Raw genomic sequence first — 20451 nt, forward strand, 5'->3', positions numbered from 1 at the left:
AAACCGGCAGGCAGGAGACAGGCTTGCGCATATTGCTGATTGAAGACAACCCTGACCTGGGCGACGCGATCGAGACCAAACTGCGGATCAGCGGCCACAGCGTCGAATGGGCGCGAGACGGCCTGGCGGCATCGCGCTGGCTGAAGAACGGCGACTGGGACGCCGTGGTGCTGGACATCATGCTGCCCGGCAAGGACGGCTTCGCCATCCTGCAGGAACTGCGCGAGGCCAATATGGAGACGCAGGTGCTGGTCGTCACCGCCCGCGCCGAGATCGAGGACAGGGTCAGCATGCTGGACCTGGGCGCCGACGACTACATGGTCAAGCCCTTCGACCTGCGCGAGCTGGAAGCCCGCCTGCGGGCGCTGCTGCGCCGCGCGGCCGGCCACAGTTCCAGCCTGACCCACTACGGGCCCCTGGCCCTGGACAGCAGCAACCGCTGCGCGACCCTGGACGGCAACCCGCTGGAACTGGGGCGGCGCGAATTCCGGCTGCTGGAGATCCTGCTGTCGCGGCTGGGCCAGACGGTGGACAAGGAACGCCTGATGAACCAGTTGTTCTCCCTGGACGAGGACGTCTCCCTGAACGCGCTGGAACTGCAGATTTCGCGCCTGCGCAAAAAGCTGGCCCACACGCCCATCCGCATCACGACCGTGCGCGGCATCGGCTACCAGGCGGACAGCGATGCCCCGTAAGCCGTTTTCGATCCGGCAGCGCATCACCACGGCCGCCATCCTGGTGCTGCTGCTGTCGTCCCTGGGCCTGTTCCTGTTCCTGCGGGACTACGCCCACCGGGCCTCGGACCAGGCCTTCGACCGGGTCCTGGCCGCGTCGGCCCTGTCCATTGCCGGGGCCATCAGCCTGGAAGACAACCGGATCACGGCGGAGCTGCCCTATGCGGCGCTGGCCATGCTGTCGAGCCAGCAGCGGGTGTTCTACACCGTCCGCGACACCCAGGGCGGTCTGGTGACCGGCTACGAGGACCTGGACACGGGCATGCCCCTGGCCGATGCCGCCGCCCCGACGTTCGTCGATCGCCCCTACCACGGCGACATGCTGCGCGTGGCCACGCTGGGGAGGCTGATCAGCTTCAACCGCCAGGCCCGCTGGGTGACGATCCGCGTGGCGGAAACCCGGGAATCCCGCGATGCCCTGGCCGCGGAGATCCTGCAGCGCGGCGCCATGCCGCTGCCCATCATGGCCGCCGTGGCGCTGATCCTGCTGTGGTTCGGCATCAGCCGCGCCTTTTCCCCGCTGCGCGGGCTGGAACAGGAACTGCGGCGCCGCCAGCCGGAAGACCTGGAACCTCTGGCCAGCCCTGCTCCGCGCGAAGTCACCCATCTGGTGGATGCGGTCAATGATTTCATGCAGCGCCTGCAGGCCATGCTGGACATGCTGCACAACCTGGTCGCCGATGCGGCCCATCAGGTGCGCACGCCGCTGGCCTCTTTGCGGGCGCAGGCCGAAGTCGCCCTGGAAGAAACCGATCCGCGGCGGCTGCACGAGCGGCTGCAGCGCATTTTCCGCAATGCCGGCAGCGCCAGCCTGCTGGTCAATCAATTATTGATGGACGCCACCATCACCCATCGCCTGGGGGCCCGCAGCAGCGCGCCCGTGGCGCTGGCCGACGTGATCGAGGAAGTCCGTCTGCGCGTCAGCCTGCGGGACACCGCCCGGCTGCGGATTTCAGTGCCGCCCAGACTGCGCCGCGCCCGCCTGCGCGGCGACCGGGTGGCGCTGCGTGAAATGCTGCTCAACCTGATCGACAACGCCTTGCGTCACGCCCCTGACAGTCCGGTGGAACTCAGCGTCGATCTCGCCCCCGAACAGCGTCTGATCCTGCAAGTGGCGGACCGCGGCCCCGGCATCCCGGACGACGAAAAAGACGCCGTGTTGAAACGCTTCGTGCGCGGCGCCGCGGCCCAGGCCACCCCGGGGTCGGGTCTGGGTCTGGCCATCGTCGAATCGGTGGTGCGCAGCCACGACGGCACGATGGTCCTGCGCAATCGCCCCGGCGGCGGACTGCTGGCCTGCGTCAACCTGCCCCTGGACACATCCGGACCGACGCCCGGATCGACGCCATTGATCAGCGCCTGCTGCGGTGCGGCCCTGATGCTGGGACTGGCGCTCGGCGCCCTGCCCGCCCCCGTCCAGGCCCAGGTACAGACCACCCGCTACCCGGCGCCGCACGCACCCACCGTCACCCTGACCATCGCCGGCCCGACCGATACGCCGATCTTCGCGGTGCTGGCGCAGGCCTTCCAGCGCAGCCGTCCCGACGTCGCCATCGTCTACCACGAGGTCGGCAGCCTGGAACTGTACGAACAGACCGTATCGGGCGCCCTGCCCCCCAGCGATCTGCTGATCAGTTCGGCCGAAGACCTGCAACTGCGCCTGGCCAACGACGGCTACGCACGGCGCTACGAATCCCCCGACACCCAACGGCTGCCGGCCTGGGCCAGCTGGCATTCCGAGGTCTTCGGCTTCACCTTCGAACCCATCGTGATGGTCTACAACACCGACCACTACACGGCGGACACGGCCCCCCGCTCGCGCACCGAACTGCTGCGCACCCTGGAACGCCAGGGCCCTCATGCCCGGATCGGCACCTACGACATCACGCGCAGCAGCGTCGGCCATCTGCTGGCCACCCAGGACGAGATGATCTCCTCGAACTTCTGGGGGATGACCAATGCGCTGGGCCGCGTGGGCGTGCGGCTGTCGGCCGACACCCGGGACATCCTGGACCAGATCGAAGCGGGCCGGCTGGACCTGGGCTACAACGTGCTGGGCTCCTACGTGCGGGCCTACCGCACGCGCTACACCCGGCTGGGCGTCATCATCCCCGACGACTACCAGCTGATGCTGACCCGCTCCGCCCTGATCCTGCGCACGGCCAAGGAGCCGCGGGCCGCCGAGGCCTTCATCGACTGGCTGCTGTCGCCCGATGGCCAGGCCGTCATCGACCGGGACGCGGGCCTGGGCGCCCTGCCCGAACTGCGCGCGGACGCGGACGCCGCCCCGCCGGACGGCAACGACGACGCCCCCCACGCGCCCAGCATCATCCAGCCGATTGCGCTGAACCCGGCGTTGTTGGTGGGACTGGATCAGCAGCGCCATGCCCGCTTCCTGCAGAACTGGCGGCGCCTGGTCACGGACACCCCGAATGCCGCTCCCGCCACGACAGGACGGTGACAGCTTCGCTGCCTAAGATGTTCTCCATGGGCCGGCCCGCAACCGGCGCCAGTCCATCACAACAAAGGAGACATCCGTCATGCGACACTCAGTCACGCGCACCGCCCTGGCTACCGCCATCCTGTCGGGCTTGATGGCCACGGCGGCCATCGCGCAAGCCGTACCGCAAGGCTACCCGGCCAGCTACCAGCAGATCATCGACGGGGCGAAAAAGGAAGGCAAGGTCATCGTCTATTCCACGACCGACACCAAGGCCGCCAACCCGGTCATCCAGGATTTCGAAAAAATGTACCCGGGCGTCAAGGTCGAATACAACGACATGAACAGCACCGAACTGTACAGCCGCTACCTCAGCGAACAGGCCTCGGGCAGCAACAGCGGCGACGTCGTCTGGAGCTCCGCCATGGACGCGACGATGAAACTGGCCGTCAGCTACGCCATGACCTATCCCTCGGTCGAGATCTCCCATCTGCCGGACTGGTCGGTCTGGGAAAAGAAAGCCTACGGCACGACCTATGAACCGGCCGTATTCATCTACAACAAGCGCCTGGTCAAATCCGGCGAGGTCCCCAAGACCCACGCCGATTTCGCCAAGCTGGTGTCCAGCGACACAGCCCGCTTCAAGAACAAGGTCACGACCTACGACGTGGAAAAGTCCGCCGTGGGCTTCATGCTGGCCGTGCAGGACAAGCTCAATGATCCCAACTATGAAAGCTTCCTGACGGGTTCCAGCAAAGCGGGCCTGGTGGTGCAGTCCTCGACCGGCACCATGATGGAGCGGGTGTCTTCCGGCGAAAACCTGCTGGGCTACAACATCCTGGGCTCCTATGCGGAAACCCGGGCGAAATCCGACCCCAGCCTGGGGGTGGCCTATCCGACCGACTACGCCCTGGTGCTCTCGCGCGTGGCCTTCATCAGCAAGGCGACCCAGCATCCCAACGCCTCCAAGCTCTGGATGGACTACCTGCTGTCCCAGCGCGGACAGAACGTGATGGCCAACAAAGCCGACCTGGCTTCGGTGCGCACGGACATCGACGGCGACAATGACGTCGACGGCATGACCAAGAAACTGGGCAAGGCGCTCAAGCCCATCCCGGTCAACAAGTCCCTGCTGGACTACCTGGATCAGACCAAGCGCCTGGAGTTCATCAAGATGTGGCGCAAGGACACCGGCAAGTAAGTCGCCGGCCTTTCCTTCCGCCCCCCCTGACCCGCGCCCGCTTCCAAAGGGCGCGGGCGGGGCCTTCCACTGCAACAGGATGCCCTCATGTCGTTCCTGCGCATACGGCGGCAATCTCTGCCGCGCGGCCTGGTGGTGGCGCTGACCGCACTGGCGATCTATCTGCCGCTGTCGTTCATCATTGTCCAGAGTTTCCTGTCGGAACCCTTCTTCATGCCCGACAAGCACGTCGGACTGGATGCCTTCCGCTTCATTTTCGCCGACCCCGATTTCTACGAGGCGCTGAAAAGCGGCTTCGCGCTGGCCGGCGGCCTGGTCGTGATCGCCGTGCCGCTGGGCGGCATCCTGGCCTTCCTGGTATCGCGCACCGATCTGCCGGGACGCCGCTGGATCCAGCCGCTGATCCTGGTGCCGGTGTTCGTCTCGCCCATGGTGCTGGGCTTCGGCTACGTGGTGGCGGCCGGCCCGGTGGGCTTCTTTTCGACCTGGGCCCAGAATCTGCTGGGCTTCGTGCCCTGGAACATCTATTCGCTGCCGGCCATCATCGTCATCGCCGGGCTGACGCACGTGCCCTACGCCTACCTGTACATCTCGTCGGCCCTGCACAGCCTGGGCTCGGACGTGGAAGAGGCCGCCCGCAGCACCGGCGCCTCCCCCCTGCAGGTGATGACGGCCGTCAGCCTGCCCATGGTGCGCCCGGCGCTGTCCTACGCCTCGGTCCTGCTGTTCTTCCTGGGGCTGGAAGTCTTCGGCCTGATGCTGGTGCTGGGCGACCCGGAAGGCCACCTGGTGCTGTCCACCTACCTGTACAAACTGACCAACAAGCTGGGGATCCCGTCCTACCACCTGATGGCGGCGGTGGCCATCGTGCTGATCGCCTTCACCATCCCCCTGGTGATGCTGCAAAGACGGCTGCTGGCCAGCGCCGCCCGCTACGCCACCGTCAAGGGCAAGGTCACCCGCCCCCGCGTGCTGCCGCTGGGCAAATGGCGCGGCGCGGCCGGGGCCGTCGTCGGCCTGTGGCTGTTCGTGGCCATCATCGTGCCGCTGACGGGCGTGGTGCTGCGGGCCTTCGTCACCAACTGGGGCATCGGCATCTCCCTGACCGACGTGCTGTCCATCCATGCCTTCCAGACGATCTGGGAACAGCCCACCCTGATGCGCGCCATCTGGAACTCCATCCTGATCGGCGTGATCGGCGGGGCTCTGGCCGTGGCCTGCTATACCGCCATCGCCCTGGCCGGGCACCGCAAGCAGGACCACGTGACGCGGTTCCTGGACTACAGCGTGCTGGTGCCCCGCGCCGTGCCCGGGCTGCTGGCCGGCCTGGCATTCCTGTGGATCTTCCTGTTCGTGCCGATGTGGTTGAAGAATTCCCTGGCCGACGGCTGGCTGTCGGTGCTGCCCGGCGCCCTGTGGATGCAGGACCACCTGATCGAGCCGTTGCGCGGCCTGAGGTCCACCATCTTCAGCGTCTGGCTGGCCTACTCCGTGGTCTGGATGGCCTATGGCCTGCGCCTGATTTCCGCCACCCTGCTGCAGGTGTCGCCGGAACTCGAAGAAGCCGCACGCAGCACCGGCGCCCGGCAATCCCAGGTCACCCGCCACATCACGGTGCCGCTGGCCCGCTACGGCCTGATCGGTTCCTGGCTGCTGATGTTCCTGATCTTCGAGCGCGAATACTCCACCGGGGTCTATCTGTTGACGCCGGGCACGGAAACCATCGGCTCGATGCTGGTGTCCCTGTGGGCCACCGGCGCCATCGACATCGTCGCCGCGCTGTCCTTCATCAATATCCTGCTGGTCGTCATCGGCATGGGTGTCGCACTACGTTTCGGAGTCAAGCTTCATGATTGAACTCACTGTCCAGGACCTGTACCTGAATTACGGGACCAATCCGGTGCTCAAAGGCGTCTCGCTGGAACTGCAGCGCGGCGAAGTCGTGGCCCTGCTGGGCTCGTCGGGCAGCGGCAAGACCACGCTGCTGCGAGCCATCGCCGGGCTGGAACAGGCCAGCCAGGGCCGCATCACCATGAACGAACGCGTGCTGTTCGACGGCGACTCCCGCACCGAAATGCCGGCCGAACACCGCGACCTGGGCATCGTCTTCCAGTCCTACGCGCTCTGGCCGCACAAGACCGTGGAAGAAAACATCGCCTACCCCCTGAAGCTGCGCAAGGTCAAGACCGCCGAACAGCACACCCGCGTCCAGGAGATTCTGGACCAATTGGGCATGGGCAAGCTGGGCAAACGCTACCCCAACGAGCTGTCCGGCGGGCAGCAGCAGCGCGTGGCCATCGGCCGGGCGTTGGTCTACAACCCGCCCGTGCTGCTGCTGGACGAACCTCTATCCAATCTGGACGCCAAGCTGAGGGAAGAAGCCCGCGCCTTCCTGCGCGAGCTGATCCTGCGCCTGGGCCTGTCGGCCATCATGGTGACGCACGACCAGGCGGAAGCCATGGCGATCGCCGACCGCATCCTGCTGCTGCACAACGGCCAGATCGAACAGCAGGGCACGCCGCAGGAAATGTACGCCTCGCCCAGGACGCGGTTCTGCGCCGAATTCATGGGCAGCAACAACAGCCTGCAGGGCAAGGTCATTCAGGCGGACAACCAGCGGGCCACGCTGCAAGGCGCGGACTGGTCGATTTCGGGCACGGCGATGGCGCCGCTGTCCAGCGGACAGGATGCCGTGGCCATCATCCGCCTGGAACAGGTGGCGCTCAGCCAGGACGCCACGCCCAACAGCATCCGCATGCCGGTGTCGGCCAGCATGTACCTGGGCGACAAATGGGAATACCTGTTTCGCCAGGCCGGCGCGCACGACCCGGAGGGCCTGACCCTGCGCGCCTATGGACGCCAGGAAAGAACGCCCGATCCCTGCTATCTGAGCATGCCCCCGGAAGCGGTCTGGATTTTCCCGGCCTGAACCGCCGGCGGCGGCCCGTCGCACGGGAACGGGCGAGCCCCGGTCGGCCGCTGCCGCCCGCCCAGGCGGTATCATGACTCAGAGCCTGAACCTGGAGTCGCGTCATGACCGTTGTGCTGATCCTGATCGTGCTCGTCCTGGCAGCATCGGCCATCGTGCTGACGCAGCGGGACTGGCGCCTGAAATTCCTGAGCCGTCCCCTGTACAAGCTGTTCCGGCGCATCCTGCCCCGCATGTCGGACACCGAACGCGAGGCCCTGGAAGCCGGCACGGTCTGGTGGGACGGCGCCCTGTTTTCCGGCCGGCCCAGCGCCCGCGCCCTGCATGCCATCCCCGCCCCCCGGCTGTCGGAAGAAGAGCAATCCTTCCTGGACCGGGAAGTCGAAACGCTGTGCGCCATGGTGCACGACTGGCAGGTGACGCGCCAGGATCTGGACCTGCCCCCGCAGGCTTGGGATTACATCAAGACACACCGCTTCTTCGGCATGATCATCCCGAAGGAATACGGCGGGCTGGGGTTTTCCGCCAGCGCCCATTCGGCCGTCGTGACCCGGTTGGCATCGCGTAATTCAGCGCTGTCGGCCACCGTCATGGTCCCGAACTCGCTAGGCCCGGCGGAACTGCTGCTGCGCTACGGCACGCAGGCGCAGAAAGACCATTACCTGCCCCGCCTGGCGCGCGGCGAGGACATCCCCGCCTTCGGCCTGACCAGCCCCTGGGCGGGATCGGACGCCGCCGCCATCCCGGACCACGGCATCGTCTGCCAAGGCACGTGGCAGGGCCAGGAGGTCCTGGGCATGCGAGTCACCTGGGACAAGCGCTACATCACGCTGGGACCGGTCTGCACGGTGCTGGGGCTGGCATTCCGGCTCTACGATCCGGACGGCCTGCTGGGCGACGAACCTGATATCGGCATCACCTGCGCCCTGGTGCCGCGCGATCACCCCGGGGTCGAGATCGGCCGGCGCCATTTTCCGCTGGACGCCATGTTCATGAACGGCCCCACGCGGGGGCGCGACGTGTTCATGCCGCTGGACTTCATCATCGGCGGCCCGGAACAGGCGGGCCAGGGTTGGCGCATGCTGATGGAATGCCTGGCGGCGGGACGCTCGATCTCCTTGCCTTCGTCCTACGCCGGCATGGCGCAGCTGACCGCGCGAGCGGTCGGCGCCTACAGCGTGGTCCGCAATCAGTTCCGCACCCGCATCCACAAATTCGAGGGGGTCATCGAGCCGCTGGCCCGCATCGGCGCGAATACCTACCTGATGGATGCCGCGCGATCCATGACGGCCGGCGCCGTCGACCTGGGCGAAAAACCCGCCGTACTGTCCGCCATCGCCAAATATCACGTCACCGAACGCGGCCGCGCCGTGGTCAACGACGGCATGGACATCATCGGCGGCAAGGGCATCATCCTGGGGCCGCAGAATTTCCTGGGACGCGCCTACCAGCAGATCCCCGTGGGCATCACCGTCGAAGGCGCGAACATCCTCACCCGCAGTCTGATCATCTTCGGCCAGGGCGCCATCCGCTGCCATCCGTTCGTGCTGGCGGAAATGCGCGCCGCGCAGGCCAGCGATCCGGAACAGGGCCTGGCGGATTTCGACGTGGCGTTCTGGGGGCATATGCGCCACGCGGCCGCCAATAAATTGCGCGCGATCGGGCATGGCTGGACAGGCGCCCTGCTGGCCCGCCCCGATACCGACGTCGCCCCCGGCATGGCACGCTATTACCGGCAGTTGACGCGATTTTCAGCCGCATTCGCCACGCTGGCGGATGCTTCCATGCTGGTGCTGGGCGGCTCGCTGAAGCGGCGCGAATCGATCTCCGCGCGGCTGGGCGACGTGCTGTCGCAGCTCTACCTGATTTCCGCCACGCTCAAGCGTTTCGAAGACGAGGGCCGCCAGGCCGCCGATGCTCCGCTGGCGCACTGGGCCATCCAGGATGCGTTCTGCCGGACCCAGGAAGCCATCGAAGGGGTACTGAGCAACTTCCCCAACCGGTTCCTGGCCTGCGCCCTGCGGGTGCTGCTGTTCCCCTGGGGCCGCAGTTTCTCAGCACCTTCGGACACGCTGTCCGCGGCCGTGGCGGACGCGCTCTGCACCCCGGGCGACACCCGGAACCGCCTGACCCGCCTGGCCTACGTGCCCGCCGCCCAGGAAGAACCGGTGGGAGCCCTGGAAGCCGCGTTGCAGGCCGTGCTGGCCACGCAGCCGCTGGATGCCCGCGTGCGTGAGTTCGAAAAATCAGGACGACTTCCCGCAGGCGACCCGCGCGCCAATGTGCGCGACATCGCCGAGGCCGTCCACGCCGCCGGAGGACTGACGGACGAGGAATACGAACGCCTGCGCACCCGCAACGCCTTGTGCGACAGGGTGATCGCCGTGGACGACTTCGCCCCGGACTTCCAGGGGCCGTCGGGAGCGCAGACGCGGGGCTGATCCCCCCACCTCGCGGTCTGCAGGCCGCTCGGATTCGATCGGCACAGAAGGGTCCGCAGTGAACTGCACCCAAAAAGTTGGACACCGATCCAACCTTTGAGGGTCAGTTCACAGGGACCATTTTCAGTCCTGTCTCATCCCAAAAAGGTCCGCGCGTTGCGGAACATCCGCATCCAGGGGGTATAGCCGCCGTGGATCGTGCCGTCTCCGCCCTGGTCCGCCGTCCCCCAGCGGGCCGGTCGCCAGGACATGGCGACGTTGCGCGTGACCCGTTCCGGGTGCGGCATCATGGCGGTAAAGCGGCCATCGGCCGTGGTGACGGCGGTCAGGCCGTCCGGACTGCCGTTGGGATTGGCGGGATAGGCCTGGGTGCGCGTGCCGCGATTGTCCACGAAAGCGGCCGCCGCCAGCACCTGCCGGGCATCGCCCTGCTGGCTGAAATTGGCGTAGCCTTCGCCGTGCGCCACGGCGATGGGCGCACGCGTTCCGGCCATGCCGGCAAAGAACAGGGACGGCGAATCCAGGATCTCGACCAGAGACAGCCGGGCCTCGTATTTTTCCGAAACGTTGCGAGTGAAGCGCGGCCAGTGCTGCGCGCCCGGAATCATGTCGGCCAGCGCGGCCAGCATCTGGCAGCCATTGCACACGCCCAGGGCGAAGACGTCAGGGCGGGCGAAGAAGCCGCCGAACTGGTCGGCCAGCGCTGCGTTGAAGCGGATCGTGCGGGCCCAGCCTTCGCCCGCGCCCAGCACGTCGCCATAGCTGAAGCCGCCCACGGCGACCAGGCCCTGCATGTCTTCCAGGCGGATGCGCCCGGCCAGCAGGTCGGTCATGTGCACGTCCACCGCCTGGAAGCCCGCCACGTCGAAGGCCCAGGCCATTTCCACCTGACTGTTGCAGCCCTGCTCGCGCAAAATGGCGACCCGGGGACGGGCGCCGGCGGCGATGAAGGGCGCCGCCACGTCTTTCTGCGGGTCGAAATCCACCCGAGGCGCCAGCCCCGGATTCTCCGTGTCCAGCCAGGTATCGTATTCGGCCTGGGCGCAATCGGGATGGTCGCGCCGCGCCATGATGCGGCGGGTGGTTTCGCTCCAGATCTGCCCCAATTCGGCCAGGGGCCGTTGATACAGGATGGCGCCATCGCGGAACACCTGCAGTTCCTGCTTGGCGTTCAACATGCCGACCACCTGCGTGACGGCCGATAGGCCGGCCTGGCGCAGGAACTGCAGGATCTCGTCGCGATGGGCGCGCGGCACCTGCAGCAGCCAGCCGGCCTCCTCGTTGAAGAGCGCCGTCAGATTGTGCTCGTGGTGCAGGACCGCCACCTGATCGTTGCGGATCTTGTAGTCGCCGGCATCGGCCGTGTGCGGATCGATGGTCAGCATGTCCAGGTTCAGGGACACGCCCACGTGGCCGGCGAAGGCCATTTCGGCGGCCGCGGCCAGCAGGCCGCCATCGGAGCGGTCGTGGCAGGCCAGCACCCAGCCGCGCGCGACCAGTTCACGCACGGTCAGGAAGGCCGTGCGCAGCAGATTGCCATCCTGCATGTCGGGCGTTTCGGCGCCCAGGCCACGGAAGACCTGCCCCAGGACCGAACCGCCCATGCGCTGGCGCCCTTCGCCCAGATCGATCAGCAGCAGCACGGAATCGCCGGCATCGGTGCGCAGCTGCGGGGTGACGGTGGCGCGCACATCGGCCACCGGCGCGAAGGCCGTGACCACCAGCGACACCGGAGAAACGACTTGATGATCGCCCGCGTCGTCCTGCCAGGCGGTGCGCATGGACAGGGAATCCTTGCCCACGGGAATCGACAGGCCCAGCGTCTGGCACCAGTCGCTGACAGCGGCCACGGTATCGAACAAGGCGGCATCCTGGCCCGGCGCACCGCAGGCCGCCATCCAGTTGGCGGACAGCTTGACGTCTTCCAGGCGGGCCACCCCGGCGGCCGCCAGATTGGTCAGGGCCTCGGTCACGGCCATACGGCCGGATGCCGCCGGATTCAGCACGGCGATCGGGCTGCGTTCGCCCAGCGCCATGGCTTCGCCGGCAACCCCTTCGTAGTCGCGCAGGGTGACGGCGCAATCCGCGACGGGAACCTGCCACGGCCCCACCATCTGGTCGCGGGCCGTCAGGCCGCCCACCGTGCGGTCGCCGATGGTGATCAGGAAGGATTTGCTGGCCACCGTCGGATGACGCAGCACCCGTTCCACGGCATCGGGCAGTTCGATATCGGCCAGGTCCAGCGGAACGCCGTCCAGGTCGACCCGGCGAGCGTCGCGCTGCATGCGCGGCGGCTTGCCCAGGATCACGTCCACGGGCACATCCACAGGCCGCAAGGCGGTGGCGGGCAGTTCGCCCTCCGGGCGATCCAGGCCCGGCAGGCCCTCGCCCAGGGTCACGCGCAGGCGGCGTTCCTCGGTCGCCACGCCCACGACGGCGTAGGGACAGCGCTCGCGATCGGCAATCCGCGCGAAGCGGTCCAGATCGGCCGGCAGGATGGCCAGCACATAGCGTTCCTGGGATTCGTTGCTCCAGATTTCGGCGGGCGAGAGACCGGATTCTTCCAGAGGCACGCGCTGCAATTCGAATTCCGCGCCCCGCCCGGCATCATTGACCAGTTCGGGGAAGGCATTGGACAAGCCGCCCGCGCCCACGTCGTGGATGGCCAGGACCGGGTTGCCGTCCCCCTGCTGCCAGCAGCGGTCGATGACTTCCTGGGCGCGGCGCTGCATCTCCGGATTGCCGCGCTGCACGGAATCGAAGTCCAGGTCCGCCTGATTGGTGCCCGCGCCCATGCTGGACGCCGCCCCCCCGCCCATGCCGATGCGCATGCCCGGCCCGCCCAGCTGCACCAGCAGCGCTCCGGGGGGCAGAGGGTCTTTGTGTGTCAGCCGGGCATCGATCTGGCCCAGGCCGCCCGCCAGCATGATGGGCTTGTGATAGCCCCACCGCACCCCGGCCACGGTCTGTTCGAAGCTGCGGAAATAGCCCAGCAGATTGGGCCGGCCGAATTCATTGTTGAAAGCTGCGCCGCCGATAGGGCCTTCGATCATGATGTCCAGCGGCGTGGCGATGCGATCCGGCGCGCTGGCCGGGTCTTCCCAGGGCTCCAGGGCATCGCCCGCCCGCAGGTCGGACACCGTGAAACCCGTCAGGCCCGCCTTGGGCTTGGAGCCGCGCCCGGTGGCGCCCTCGTCGCGGATTTCCCCGCCGGCCCCCGTGGCAGCCCCTGGAAACGGCGCAATCGCCGTGGGGTGGTTGTGGGTTTCCACCTTCATCAGGATGTGCGAGGTGATGTCGTGGCGGCGGTAGACGGTGTCGACCGCATCCCCCGCGTGAAAGGCCGACGCCGGACCGCCCGCCATGACGGCCGCGTTGTCGGAGTAGGCCACGACCGTGCCTTCCGGCTGGGCCGCATGGGTGGCGCGGATCATGTCGAACAGCGTCTGGGGCTGCGCCTGGCCATCCAGCGTCCAGTGCGCATTGAAGATCTTGTGGCGGCAGTGTTCGCTATTGGCCTGGGCGAACATCATCAGTTCGACGTCGGTGGGGTCGCGCCCCAGGTCGCGATAGGCGCGCAACAGATATTCGATTTCGTCGGCCGACAGCGCCAGGCCCAGACGCGCATTGCAGTCGTCCAGGGCCGCGCGGCCCTGCTCCATGACCGGCACCGCCCGCACCGGCTGGCCGGATACCGGGGCAAACAGAGCCTGCCCGTCGAAATCCGCCGGCATCACGGCTTCGGTCATGCGGTCGTGCAGGCAGGCGGCGATGGCCTGGATCTGCGAGTCGGTGAATTTCTGCGCGCCCAGCAGGCGGCGTTCGGGCGTGACGATATACCGCACCCCGCGCTCGATCCGGTGAACCTGCGGCAGACCGCAATGCCGGGCGATGTCGGTGGCCTTGCTGGCCCAGGGGGAAATCGTGCCCAGACGCGGCACCACCATGAACTGCGCGGCATGCCGGTCGGCCTGCGCTGTTTCGCGCCGGCCATCGTCCAGCAGCGCATCGAGCCGCGCCCGATCGGCATCGGACAGCGCCCCGTCGACCCCGACGAAATAGCAGGACCGGGCCGCGACCGAAGCCACCGGCAGGCCCTGCCCTGTCAGTGTTTGCAGCAGGCGCTGCCGGCGAAAATCGGACAAAGCGGCGGAACCGGGAATGATCAATACGGAGGTCACGGCAGAAAGGCCCAAGGCAAACGAAAGGAAGAATCTTCCATTTTACCGGGATCGGGCCAAGAGCAGGCCCATGCCCCTGCCACCGTCCCGACGGCTTGCCCGATCGCCCGCGCGCGGCTGTGTCCCCGGCCCGTAGAGCTGCCCGCGCCGGGCTCGGATCGCTTCAGTCCGGCGCAGCGGGGTAGCTGACGTCCAGAATGTCCAGTTCCTCGATCCCGACCGGGGTGCGCAAGGTCACGGTATCGCCTTCGCGCGCCTTGATCAGGGCGCGGGCTACGGGCGATACCCAACTGATGCGTCCGACCAGGGGCTCGGCCTCGTCCACGCCGACAATGGTGACGGTGAACTCCTGGCCCTGGCTGTCGCAGTAATGCACCGTCGCGCCAAAGAACACCTGATCGCGGTTGGGCTGCTGCGACGGATCGACGACCTCGGCAGACTCCAGGCGCCGCGTCAGGAAACGGATGCGGCGATCGATCTCCCGCAGGCGTTTCTTGCCATAGATATAGTCGCCGTTTTCCGACCGGTCGCCATTGGACGCTGCCCAGGACACCACCTGCACCACCTCCGGCCGCTCCACGTTCATCAGATGCATCAGTTCATCTTTCAAAGTCCGGTAGCCGGCCGTGGTCATATAGTTTTTCGTGCCGGCGGGCAGCGTCCGGGCGTCGGGCAGATCATCGTCATCATCCCCGTCCGACTCTTTGACGAAGGCCTTGTTCATGTTCAGTGTTCCTCTTGAATCCAGTCCCGCCAGACAGGAACCAGGCTGCCGGGCAGATCCGGCATGCGCCCCAGATCGACGCGTCCCACGCCCGGAGCGTGGAAATCCGACCCGCGCGACGCCTGAAACCCATATTCCGCCGCCAGGCGGGCATACTGCTCATACTGCGCCGGCGTGTGACTGCCGGTGACGACCTCGATACCCTGCCCGCCCAGATCCTTAAAGGTCTGGAACAGGGCGCTGCGCTGCTGGGGGGTGTATTTGTAGCGCCCGGGATGCGCAATGACGGCCTTGCCGCCCGCCCCATGAATCCAGCCCACGGCCTGTTCCAGGCTGGCCCACTGAATCGGCACGAACGCCCGCTTGTTTTCGCCCAGATAGCGGTCGAAGGCCTGTTGCAAGGATTTGACATGCCCCTGTTCAAGCAGATGGCGGGCAAAATGCACGCGGCTGATCAGATCGGGATTGTCCACGTGGCGCAGGGCGCCCTCGAAGGCGCCTGCGATACCGCACCCGGCCAGGCATTCGGCCATCAGCCGGGCCCGGTCGAAGCGGCTGCGGCGAATATCGGCCAGACCGGCGGCCAGGGCGGCGTCGGCGGGATCGATCCGCAAGCCGACGATATGGACCGTCTTGCCGCAAAAGGTAACGGAGATCTCCACCCCCGGAATGAAGCCCATGCCCAGATCGCGGGCGGCCTGCGCGGCCTCGCTCAGGCCGCTGGTTTCATCGTGGTCCGACAGCGCCCACCAATCCACGCCGTTGGCGTGGGCCCTTGCCGCGACATCCGCCGGCGACAGGACGCCATCCGACTGCCGGGAATGGCTATGTAAATCAATATTCAAGCTCATCCGTCCAACTGTACACGACCGTGCCGTATCTTGCCGTATCGTGCCGTATCACGCGTCCTGCAGGAAACGCCGCACTGCCGCGATCTGATCCTCGGACCGCAGGGTGGGCGCATGCCCCACCCCCAGGAACTCCACGCAGCGGGCGTTGGCATTGCGGCTGACCATCCGCTGCGCGGTCTCGGCCGACAGGATATCGGACTGGGCGCCCCGCAGGACCAGGAGCGGCATGGGCAGGTGGTCCCAGGCCCGCCACAGCAGCGCCTCGGCGGCCGCGGTGGCCTCTGGAGTCTGCAGGGCGAAGGGCTGCGCGATGCGCAGATCGTAATGCTTGACCCACTCGCCGTCCTGCTCATGGAAGACGTGCTCGGTCAGCGCGGCCCAGCCAGCGGCATCGTGCGGGCCAAATCCCTGGGACACGGCCTGGACGTAATCCACTGCCTGCTGAAACGATGCGAACCGGATGTCCTGGCCCACATAGCCGCCGATGCGCGACAGGCCGCCCGAGTTCAAAGCGGGGCCGATATCGTTGAACACCATGCGGCCCAGGGGAATATCCGGCGCAGAGCCCAAACCCCAGGCGCCCCTGCCGGGGCGCAGCGCCGGCGACACCATCGCCGCGCCGGCCAGGCCCAGGCCGATCAGCCCGCCCATCGAAGTGCCCACCCAGTCCAGTTGGCCGGGCGCCAGGCGGGCGATCAGCGTCACCATATCGGCCACATACTGCGGCACCACATAGCCCGAGGGATCGATCAGCCAGTCGGACCGCCCGCGGCCCACGACATCCGGGCACACCACCCGATAATCATCCTGCAGCGCCTGGGCCAACAGGTCGAAATCGCGCCCCGTGCGCGTCAGTCCATGCACGCACAACAGCACCCGGTCATTGCGCGGGTCGCCCCATTCCCAGTACGCCATGCGGTGCAGGCCGGCGGGGCTGGCGCAGGTGACGAAATCGAGGCGGGGCTCGGTGGCCGAATGGACAGTCGCTGACATGGGCACAGCCTTTGGCTAAAAGACGATATCCCGATTGTAGTCGGCCCGCCCGTTCCCGCCTGGCGCCGAGCCCGCCCTCATCCGCCGAGGGCGGGCCTGCCGGCCGCAGCCCCCACGCCCTATATGTGCAGCGCCTGGCCCAAGGCCCGCAGCGCCGCTTCCTGGATGGCCTCGCCCTGGGTGGGATGAGCATGGATGGTATGAGCGACGTCTTCCAGGCACGCGCCCATTTCGATGGACTGGCCGAACGCGGCGGCGAACTCGGACACACCCCGCCCTACGGCCTGCCAGCCCAGGATCAGGTGGTTGTCGCGCCGCGCCACGACGCGCACGAAGCCATCCGTGGATTCCAGCGTCATGGCCCTGCCGTTGGCCGCCAACGGAAAGACGCCGTCCAGGGCGTCGATGCCGGCGGCCGCCGCCTGTTGCGGCGACAGCCCGGCCGTCACCACTTCCGGATCCGTGAAGCACACCGCCGGAATCGCGGCCGGCACGAAGCGCCGGACATGACCCGCGATCTGCTCGGCCACGCATTCGCCTTGCGCCATGGCGCGATGAGCCAGCATGGGCTCCCCGGTCAGGTCGCCGATCGCCCACACGCCGTTCATGGAGGTGCGGCAGCGCTCGTCCACCCGGACGGCCAGGCCGTCCATGTCCAGCATCAGGGAACTGAGGCCGAAGCCCCGGCTGCGGGGCCGGCGGCCCACGGCCACCAGAACCTGCTGGGCGGGCAGCACCTGTTCATCCGCTTTGGGCGGCTGGATGCGCAGGCCCTTGCCGTCTTCCGTCAGCCCCAGCACCTGGGTCTGCAGGTGCAGGTTGACACCCAAGGATTTCAGGGCCTTGTGCACGGGCTTGACCAGTTCGGCGTCATAGGCGGGCAGGATGCGGTCCTGGGCCTCGATGACGTCGACCTTGACGCCCAGCTTGCGGTAGACGGTGCCCAGTTCCAGTCCGATGTACCCCGCGCCCACGATGGCCAGCGATTTCGGCAGTTTTTCAGGCGACAGGGCCTCGGTGGATGAGATCACCGGGCCGCCGAACGGCATGAAGGGCAAGGCGGCGGGTTCGGATCCGGTCGCCAGCAGCAGATGCTCGCAGCGGATGCGCTGGGGGGCTCCCGCCTTGCCCTTGGCCACAGGGTCCACGTCCACGGTCTTGCCGTCGACGATGCGCGCCCAGCCCTGGACGACCGTGACCTTGTGCTTTTTCAGCAAGGCCCCGATTCCGCCGGTCAGTTTTTTGACGATGCCGTCCTTCCAGGCGATGCTGCGATCCAGGTCCAGTTCGGGCGCCTGGGCGCGGATGCCCAGGGGGGAATCCCCCGCATAGCCTTGCAGGGCGTGGAATTGTTCCGCGACGTGGATCAAGGCCTTGGACGGAATGCAGCCGATGTTCAGGCAGGTGCCGCCCAGGGTGGCGCCTTCGACCAGCACGGTGGGAATGCCCAATTGGCCCGCCCGGATGGCGGCCACGTAGCCGCCGGGGCCGCCGCCGATGATCAGCAAGGTCGTATTGATGGGATTGGACATGCTGCTTACTCCACGAACAGAAGCGCCGGGCATTCCAGATAGCGCCGGATGCACTGGATGAACTCGGCGGCGTGCATGCCGTCGACCACGCGATGATCAAAGGACGAGGACAGGTTCATGAGCTTGCGCGCCACGACCCGGCCTTCCTGGAAGACCGGGCGCTCGACCACCCGATTGACGCCCACGATGGCGACTTCGGGGTGGTTGATCACCGGGGTGGACACGATACCGCCCAGCGGCCCCAGGCTGGTGATGGTGATGGTCGAGCCGGTCAGTTCGTCCCGGGCCGCCTTGCCTTGGCGGGCGGCTTCGGCCAAGCGGACGATTTCGGACGCGCAGGACCAGAGGTCCAGCGTCTCGGCATGATGGACCACCGGCACCATCAGGCCCGACGGCGTCTGCGCCGCCACCCCCAGGTGCACGGCGCCGAACTGGGTCACCACGCCGGCATCGTCGTCGAAGCGCGCATTGATCTGCGGAAATTCGCGCAGGGCCAGCACCATGGCCCGCGCCAGGAACGGCAGCAGGGTCAGTTTGCCGCGTTCCGTGCTGTAGCGGGCATTGAGCCGCCCGCGCAAGGACTCCAGCTCGGTGACGTCGATTTCCTCGACATAGGTGAAGTGCGGGATGCGCCGCTTGGATTCCTGCATTTTCTGCGCGATCTTGCGCCGCAGGCCGATGACGGGAATCGCGGTTTCCTCGTCGTGGGCCTGGTACAGCGATCCCGTGGTGCGATGCGAGGTGTCATTGCGATCGCGGGCCAGCCAGGCGTCCAGGTCCCCTTGCGTGATGCGGCCGGCCGGACCGCTGCCCGGCACGTACTGCAAGGTGATGCCCAGATCCCAGGCGCGGCGGCGCACGGCGGGCGAGGCCAGGGGCCGCTGGCCCTCGGGCCGCGCCGGCGCGTGGGTGGTCGCATGCGGCGCCTGGACGGCGTGGGCGGCAGGCGCTGCAGGTGTTGCGACCGCCGGCGCGGCGCGGGCCACAGGCGCTTCGGGCGCCGCCGGAGCGGCATCCGCAGCCTGGGGCGCGGACGTTGCCCGCGCGCCGCCACCCTGCGCCGCGGCGCTGGCCAAAGAGGATTCGGCCGATGCCGGCGGCTCAGCCGACGCGGCGCGAGTCTTGAAGGTGTGCTCGTTGCCCTCGCCCTCGACTTCGAGGCGGATCAGTTCGGACCCCACCGCCATGACCTGGCCAACGGCGCCGCCCAAGGAAACGACCTGCCCATGCACGGGGGACGGCACCTGCACGGTGGCCTTGTCGGTCATGACATCGGCCAGGATCTGGTCCTCGACCACAGCATCGCCCGGCTGGACGTGCCATTCGACCAATTCGACTTCCGCGATGCCTTCGCCGATGTCAGGCATCTTGATGATATGAATACCCATTATGCCTCCCGGAACGCACGTTTGAATGCCTCGGCCACCCGTTTGGGGCCGGGGAAATACGCCCATTCATGGGAATGCGGATACGGCGTATCCCACCCCGTGATGCGTTCGATCGGGGCTTCGAGATGATAGAAACAATGTTCCTGGACCAAGGCGCACAGTTCGGCGCCAAAGCCGCTGGTGCGGGTAGCCTCGTGCAGCACCACGCAGCGGCCGGTCTTGCGCACCGAGGCCAGAATGGTGTCCAGATCCAGCGGCCACAGGCTGCGCAGGTCGATGATGTCGGCCTCGATGCCCGCATCCCGGGCGGCGACTTCCGCCACGTAAACCATGGTGCCGTAGGTCAGCACGGTCAGTTCGCGGCCTTCGCGGTAAAGCGCGGCCTTGTCCAGCGGCACGCTGTAATAGCCTTCGGGCACATTGCCCAGCGGGTGCTTGGACCAGGGCACGACCGGCTGGTCGTGATGGCCGTCGAACGGCCCGTTGTACAAGCGTTTCGGTTCCAGGAAGATGACGGGGTCGTCGTTTTCGATGGAGCTGATCAGCAGGCCCTTGGCATCGTAGGGATTGGACGGCATGACCGTGCGCAGTCCCGACACGTGCGTGAACAGGGCTTCCGGGCTTTGGCTATGGGTCTGTCCGCCGAAGATGCCGCCGCCGCAGGGCATGCGGATGGTCAGCGGCGCCGTGAAGCCGCCCGCCGAGCGGTACCGCAGGCGGGCGGCCTCCGAAAAGATCTGGTCGGCGGCCGGGTAGAAATAGTCGGCGAACTGGATTTCCACCACGGGACGCAGGCCATAGGCCCCCATGCCCACTGCGGCCGCCACGATGCCGCTTTCGGAAATGGGCGCGTCGAACACCCGAGACTGGCCGTATTTGGTCTGCAGGCCTTCGGTGCAGCGGAACACGCCGCCGAAATAGCCCACGTCCTCGCCGAAGATGACGACGTTGTCGTCGCGATCCAGCATGATGTCCATGGCCGAACGCAAGGCCTGGATCATGGTCATGGGGCGCGTTTTCAGATTGTCCTGTGCCAT

13 protein-coding genes are annotated in these 20451 nt (G+C 67.2%); 6 read left to right on the plus strand and 7 right to left on the minus strand.

Translation table 11 applies throughout. The annotated features are described in order from the left end of the window. Positions 1-23 precede the first annotated feature (23 nt). The 6 genes from WBG56_RS15775 (at position 24) to WBG56_RS15800 (ending at position 9745) form a co-directional block, all read left to right on the plus strand. Positions 24-695 carry a response regulator transcription factor gene (locus tag WBG56_RS15775; RefSeq protein WP_424270038.1) on the plus strand — a complete coding sequence of 224 codons (672 nt, stop codon included), beginning with the start codon at positions 24-26 and terminating at the stop codon, positions 693-695. After that, positions 685-3195 (plus strand): extracellular solute-binding protein, encoded by a 2511-nt coding sequence (locus tag WBG56_RS15780; RefSeq protein ID WP_424270040.1) that lies wholly within the window; start codon positions 685-687, stop codon positions 3193-3195. The genes WBG56_RS15775 and WBG56_RS15780 overlap by 11 nt, the downstream gene beginning before the upstream one ends. A gap of 79 nt (positions 3196-3274) precedes the next feature. Further along, the gene (locus tag WBG56_RS15785) at positions 3275-4375 is read left to right on the plus strand and encodes an ABC transporter substrate-binding protein (protein ID WP_424270042.1); all 1101 of its coding nucleotides are present in this window, start codon (positions 3275-3277) and stop codon (positions 4373-4375) included. Positions 4376-4462: 87 nt separating this feature from the next. Continuing rightward, on the plus strand, positions 4463-6232 hold the full coding sequence (locus WBG56_RS15790) for an ABC transporter permease (protein ID WP_424270044.1): 1770 nt from the start codon (positions 4463-4465) through the stop codon (positions 6230-6232). Next, positions 6225-7304 (plus strand): ABC transporter ATP-binding protein, encoded by a 1080-nt coding sequence (locus tag WBG56_RS15795; RefSeq protein ID WP_424270046.1) that lies wholly within the window; start codon positions 6225-6227, stop codon positions 7302-7304. Before WBG56_RS15790 ends, WBG56_RS15795 begins: the two co-directional genes overlap by 8 nt. 104 nt (positions 7305-7408) lie before the next feature. Continuing rightward, a complete protein-coding gene (locus tag WBG56_RS15800; protein WP_424270048.1) occupies positions 7409-9745 on the plus strand; it encodes an acyl-CoA dehydrogenase in 2337 nt (778 codons plus the stop codon). Positions 9746-9879: 134 nt separating this feature from the next. Here the strand turns inward: WBG56_RS15800 and purL are convergent, their stop codons facing one another. The 7 genes from purL to WBG56_RS15835 all read right to left on the minus strand — a co-directional run bounded on the left by purL (position 9880) and on the right by WBG56_RS15835 (position 20451). Next, the gene (gene purL / locus WBG56_RS15805) at positions 9880-13926 is read right to left on the minus strand and encodes a phosphoribosylformylglycinamidine synthase (RefSeq protein WP_424270050.1); all 4047 of its coding nucleotides are present in this window, start codon (positions 13924-13926) and stop codon (positions 9880-9882) included. 163 nt (positions 13927-14089) lie between these two features. Next, positions 14090-14650 (minus strand): transcription elongation factor GreB, encoded by a 561-nt coding sequence (gene greB, locus WBG56_RS15810; RefSeq protein WP_424270052.1) that lies wholly within the window; start codon positions 14648-14650, stop codon positions 14090-14092. A gap of 2 nt (positions 14651-14652) precedes the next feature. Beyond that, on the minus strand, positions 14653-15501 hold the full coding sequence (locus WBG56_RS15815) for a PHP domain-containing protein (RefSeq protein ID WP_424270054.1): 849 nt from the start codon (positions 15499-15501) through the stop codon (positions 14653-14655). A gap of 48 nt (positions 15502-15549) precedes the next feature. Then, positions 15550-16494, minus strand: coding sequence for an alpha/beta fold hydrolase (locus tag WBG56_RS15820; RefSeq protein WP_424270056.1), 945 nt, complete (start codon positions 16492-16494; stop codon positions 15550-15552). A 119-nt stretch (positions 16495-16613) separates the two neighbouring features. Then, a complete protein-coding gene (gene lpdA, locus WBG56_RS15825) occupies positions 16614-18026 on the minus strand; it encodes a dihydrolipoyl dehydrogenase (RefSeq protein ID WP_424270058.1) in 1413 nt (470 codons plus the stop codon). Between the two features lie 5 nt (positions 18027-18031). Next, positions 18032-19414, minus strand: a complete 1383-nt coding sequence (locus WBG56_RS15830) for a dihydrolipoamide acetyltransferase family protein (protein ID WP_424270060.1) — start codon at positions 19412-19414, stop codon at positions 18032-18034. After that, positions 19414-20451 carry an alpha-ketoacid dehydrogenase subunit beta gene (locus WBG56_RS15835; RefSeq protein WP_424270062.1) on the minus strand — a complete coding sequence of 346 codons (1038 nt, stop codon included), beginning with the start codon at positions 20449-20451 and terminating at the stop codon, positions 19414-19416. Before WBG56_RS15835 ends, WBG56_RS15830 begins: the two co-directional genes overlap by 1 nt.

Source organism: Castellaniella sp. (genome assembly GCF_049671645.1).
GTDB lineage: Bacteria > Pseudomonadota > Gammaproteobacteria > Burkholderiales > Burkholderiaceae_B > Castellaniella.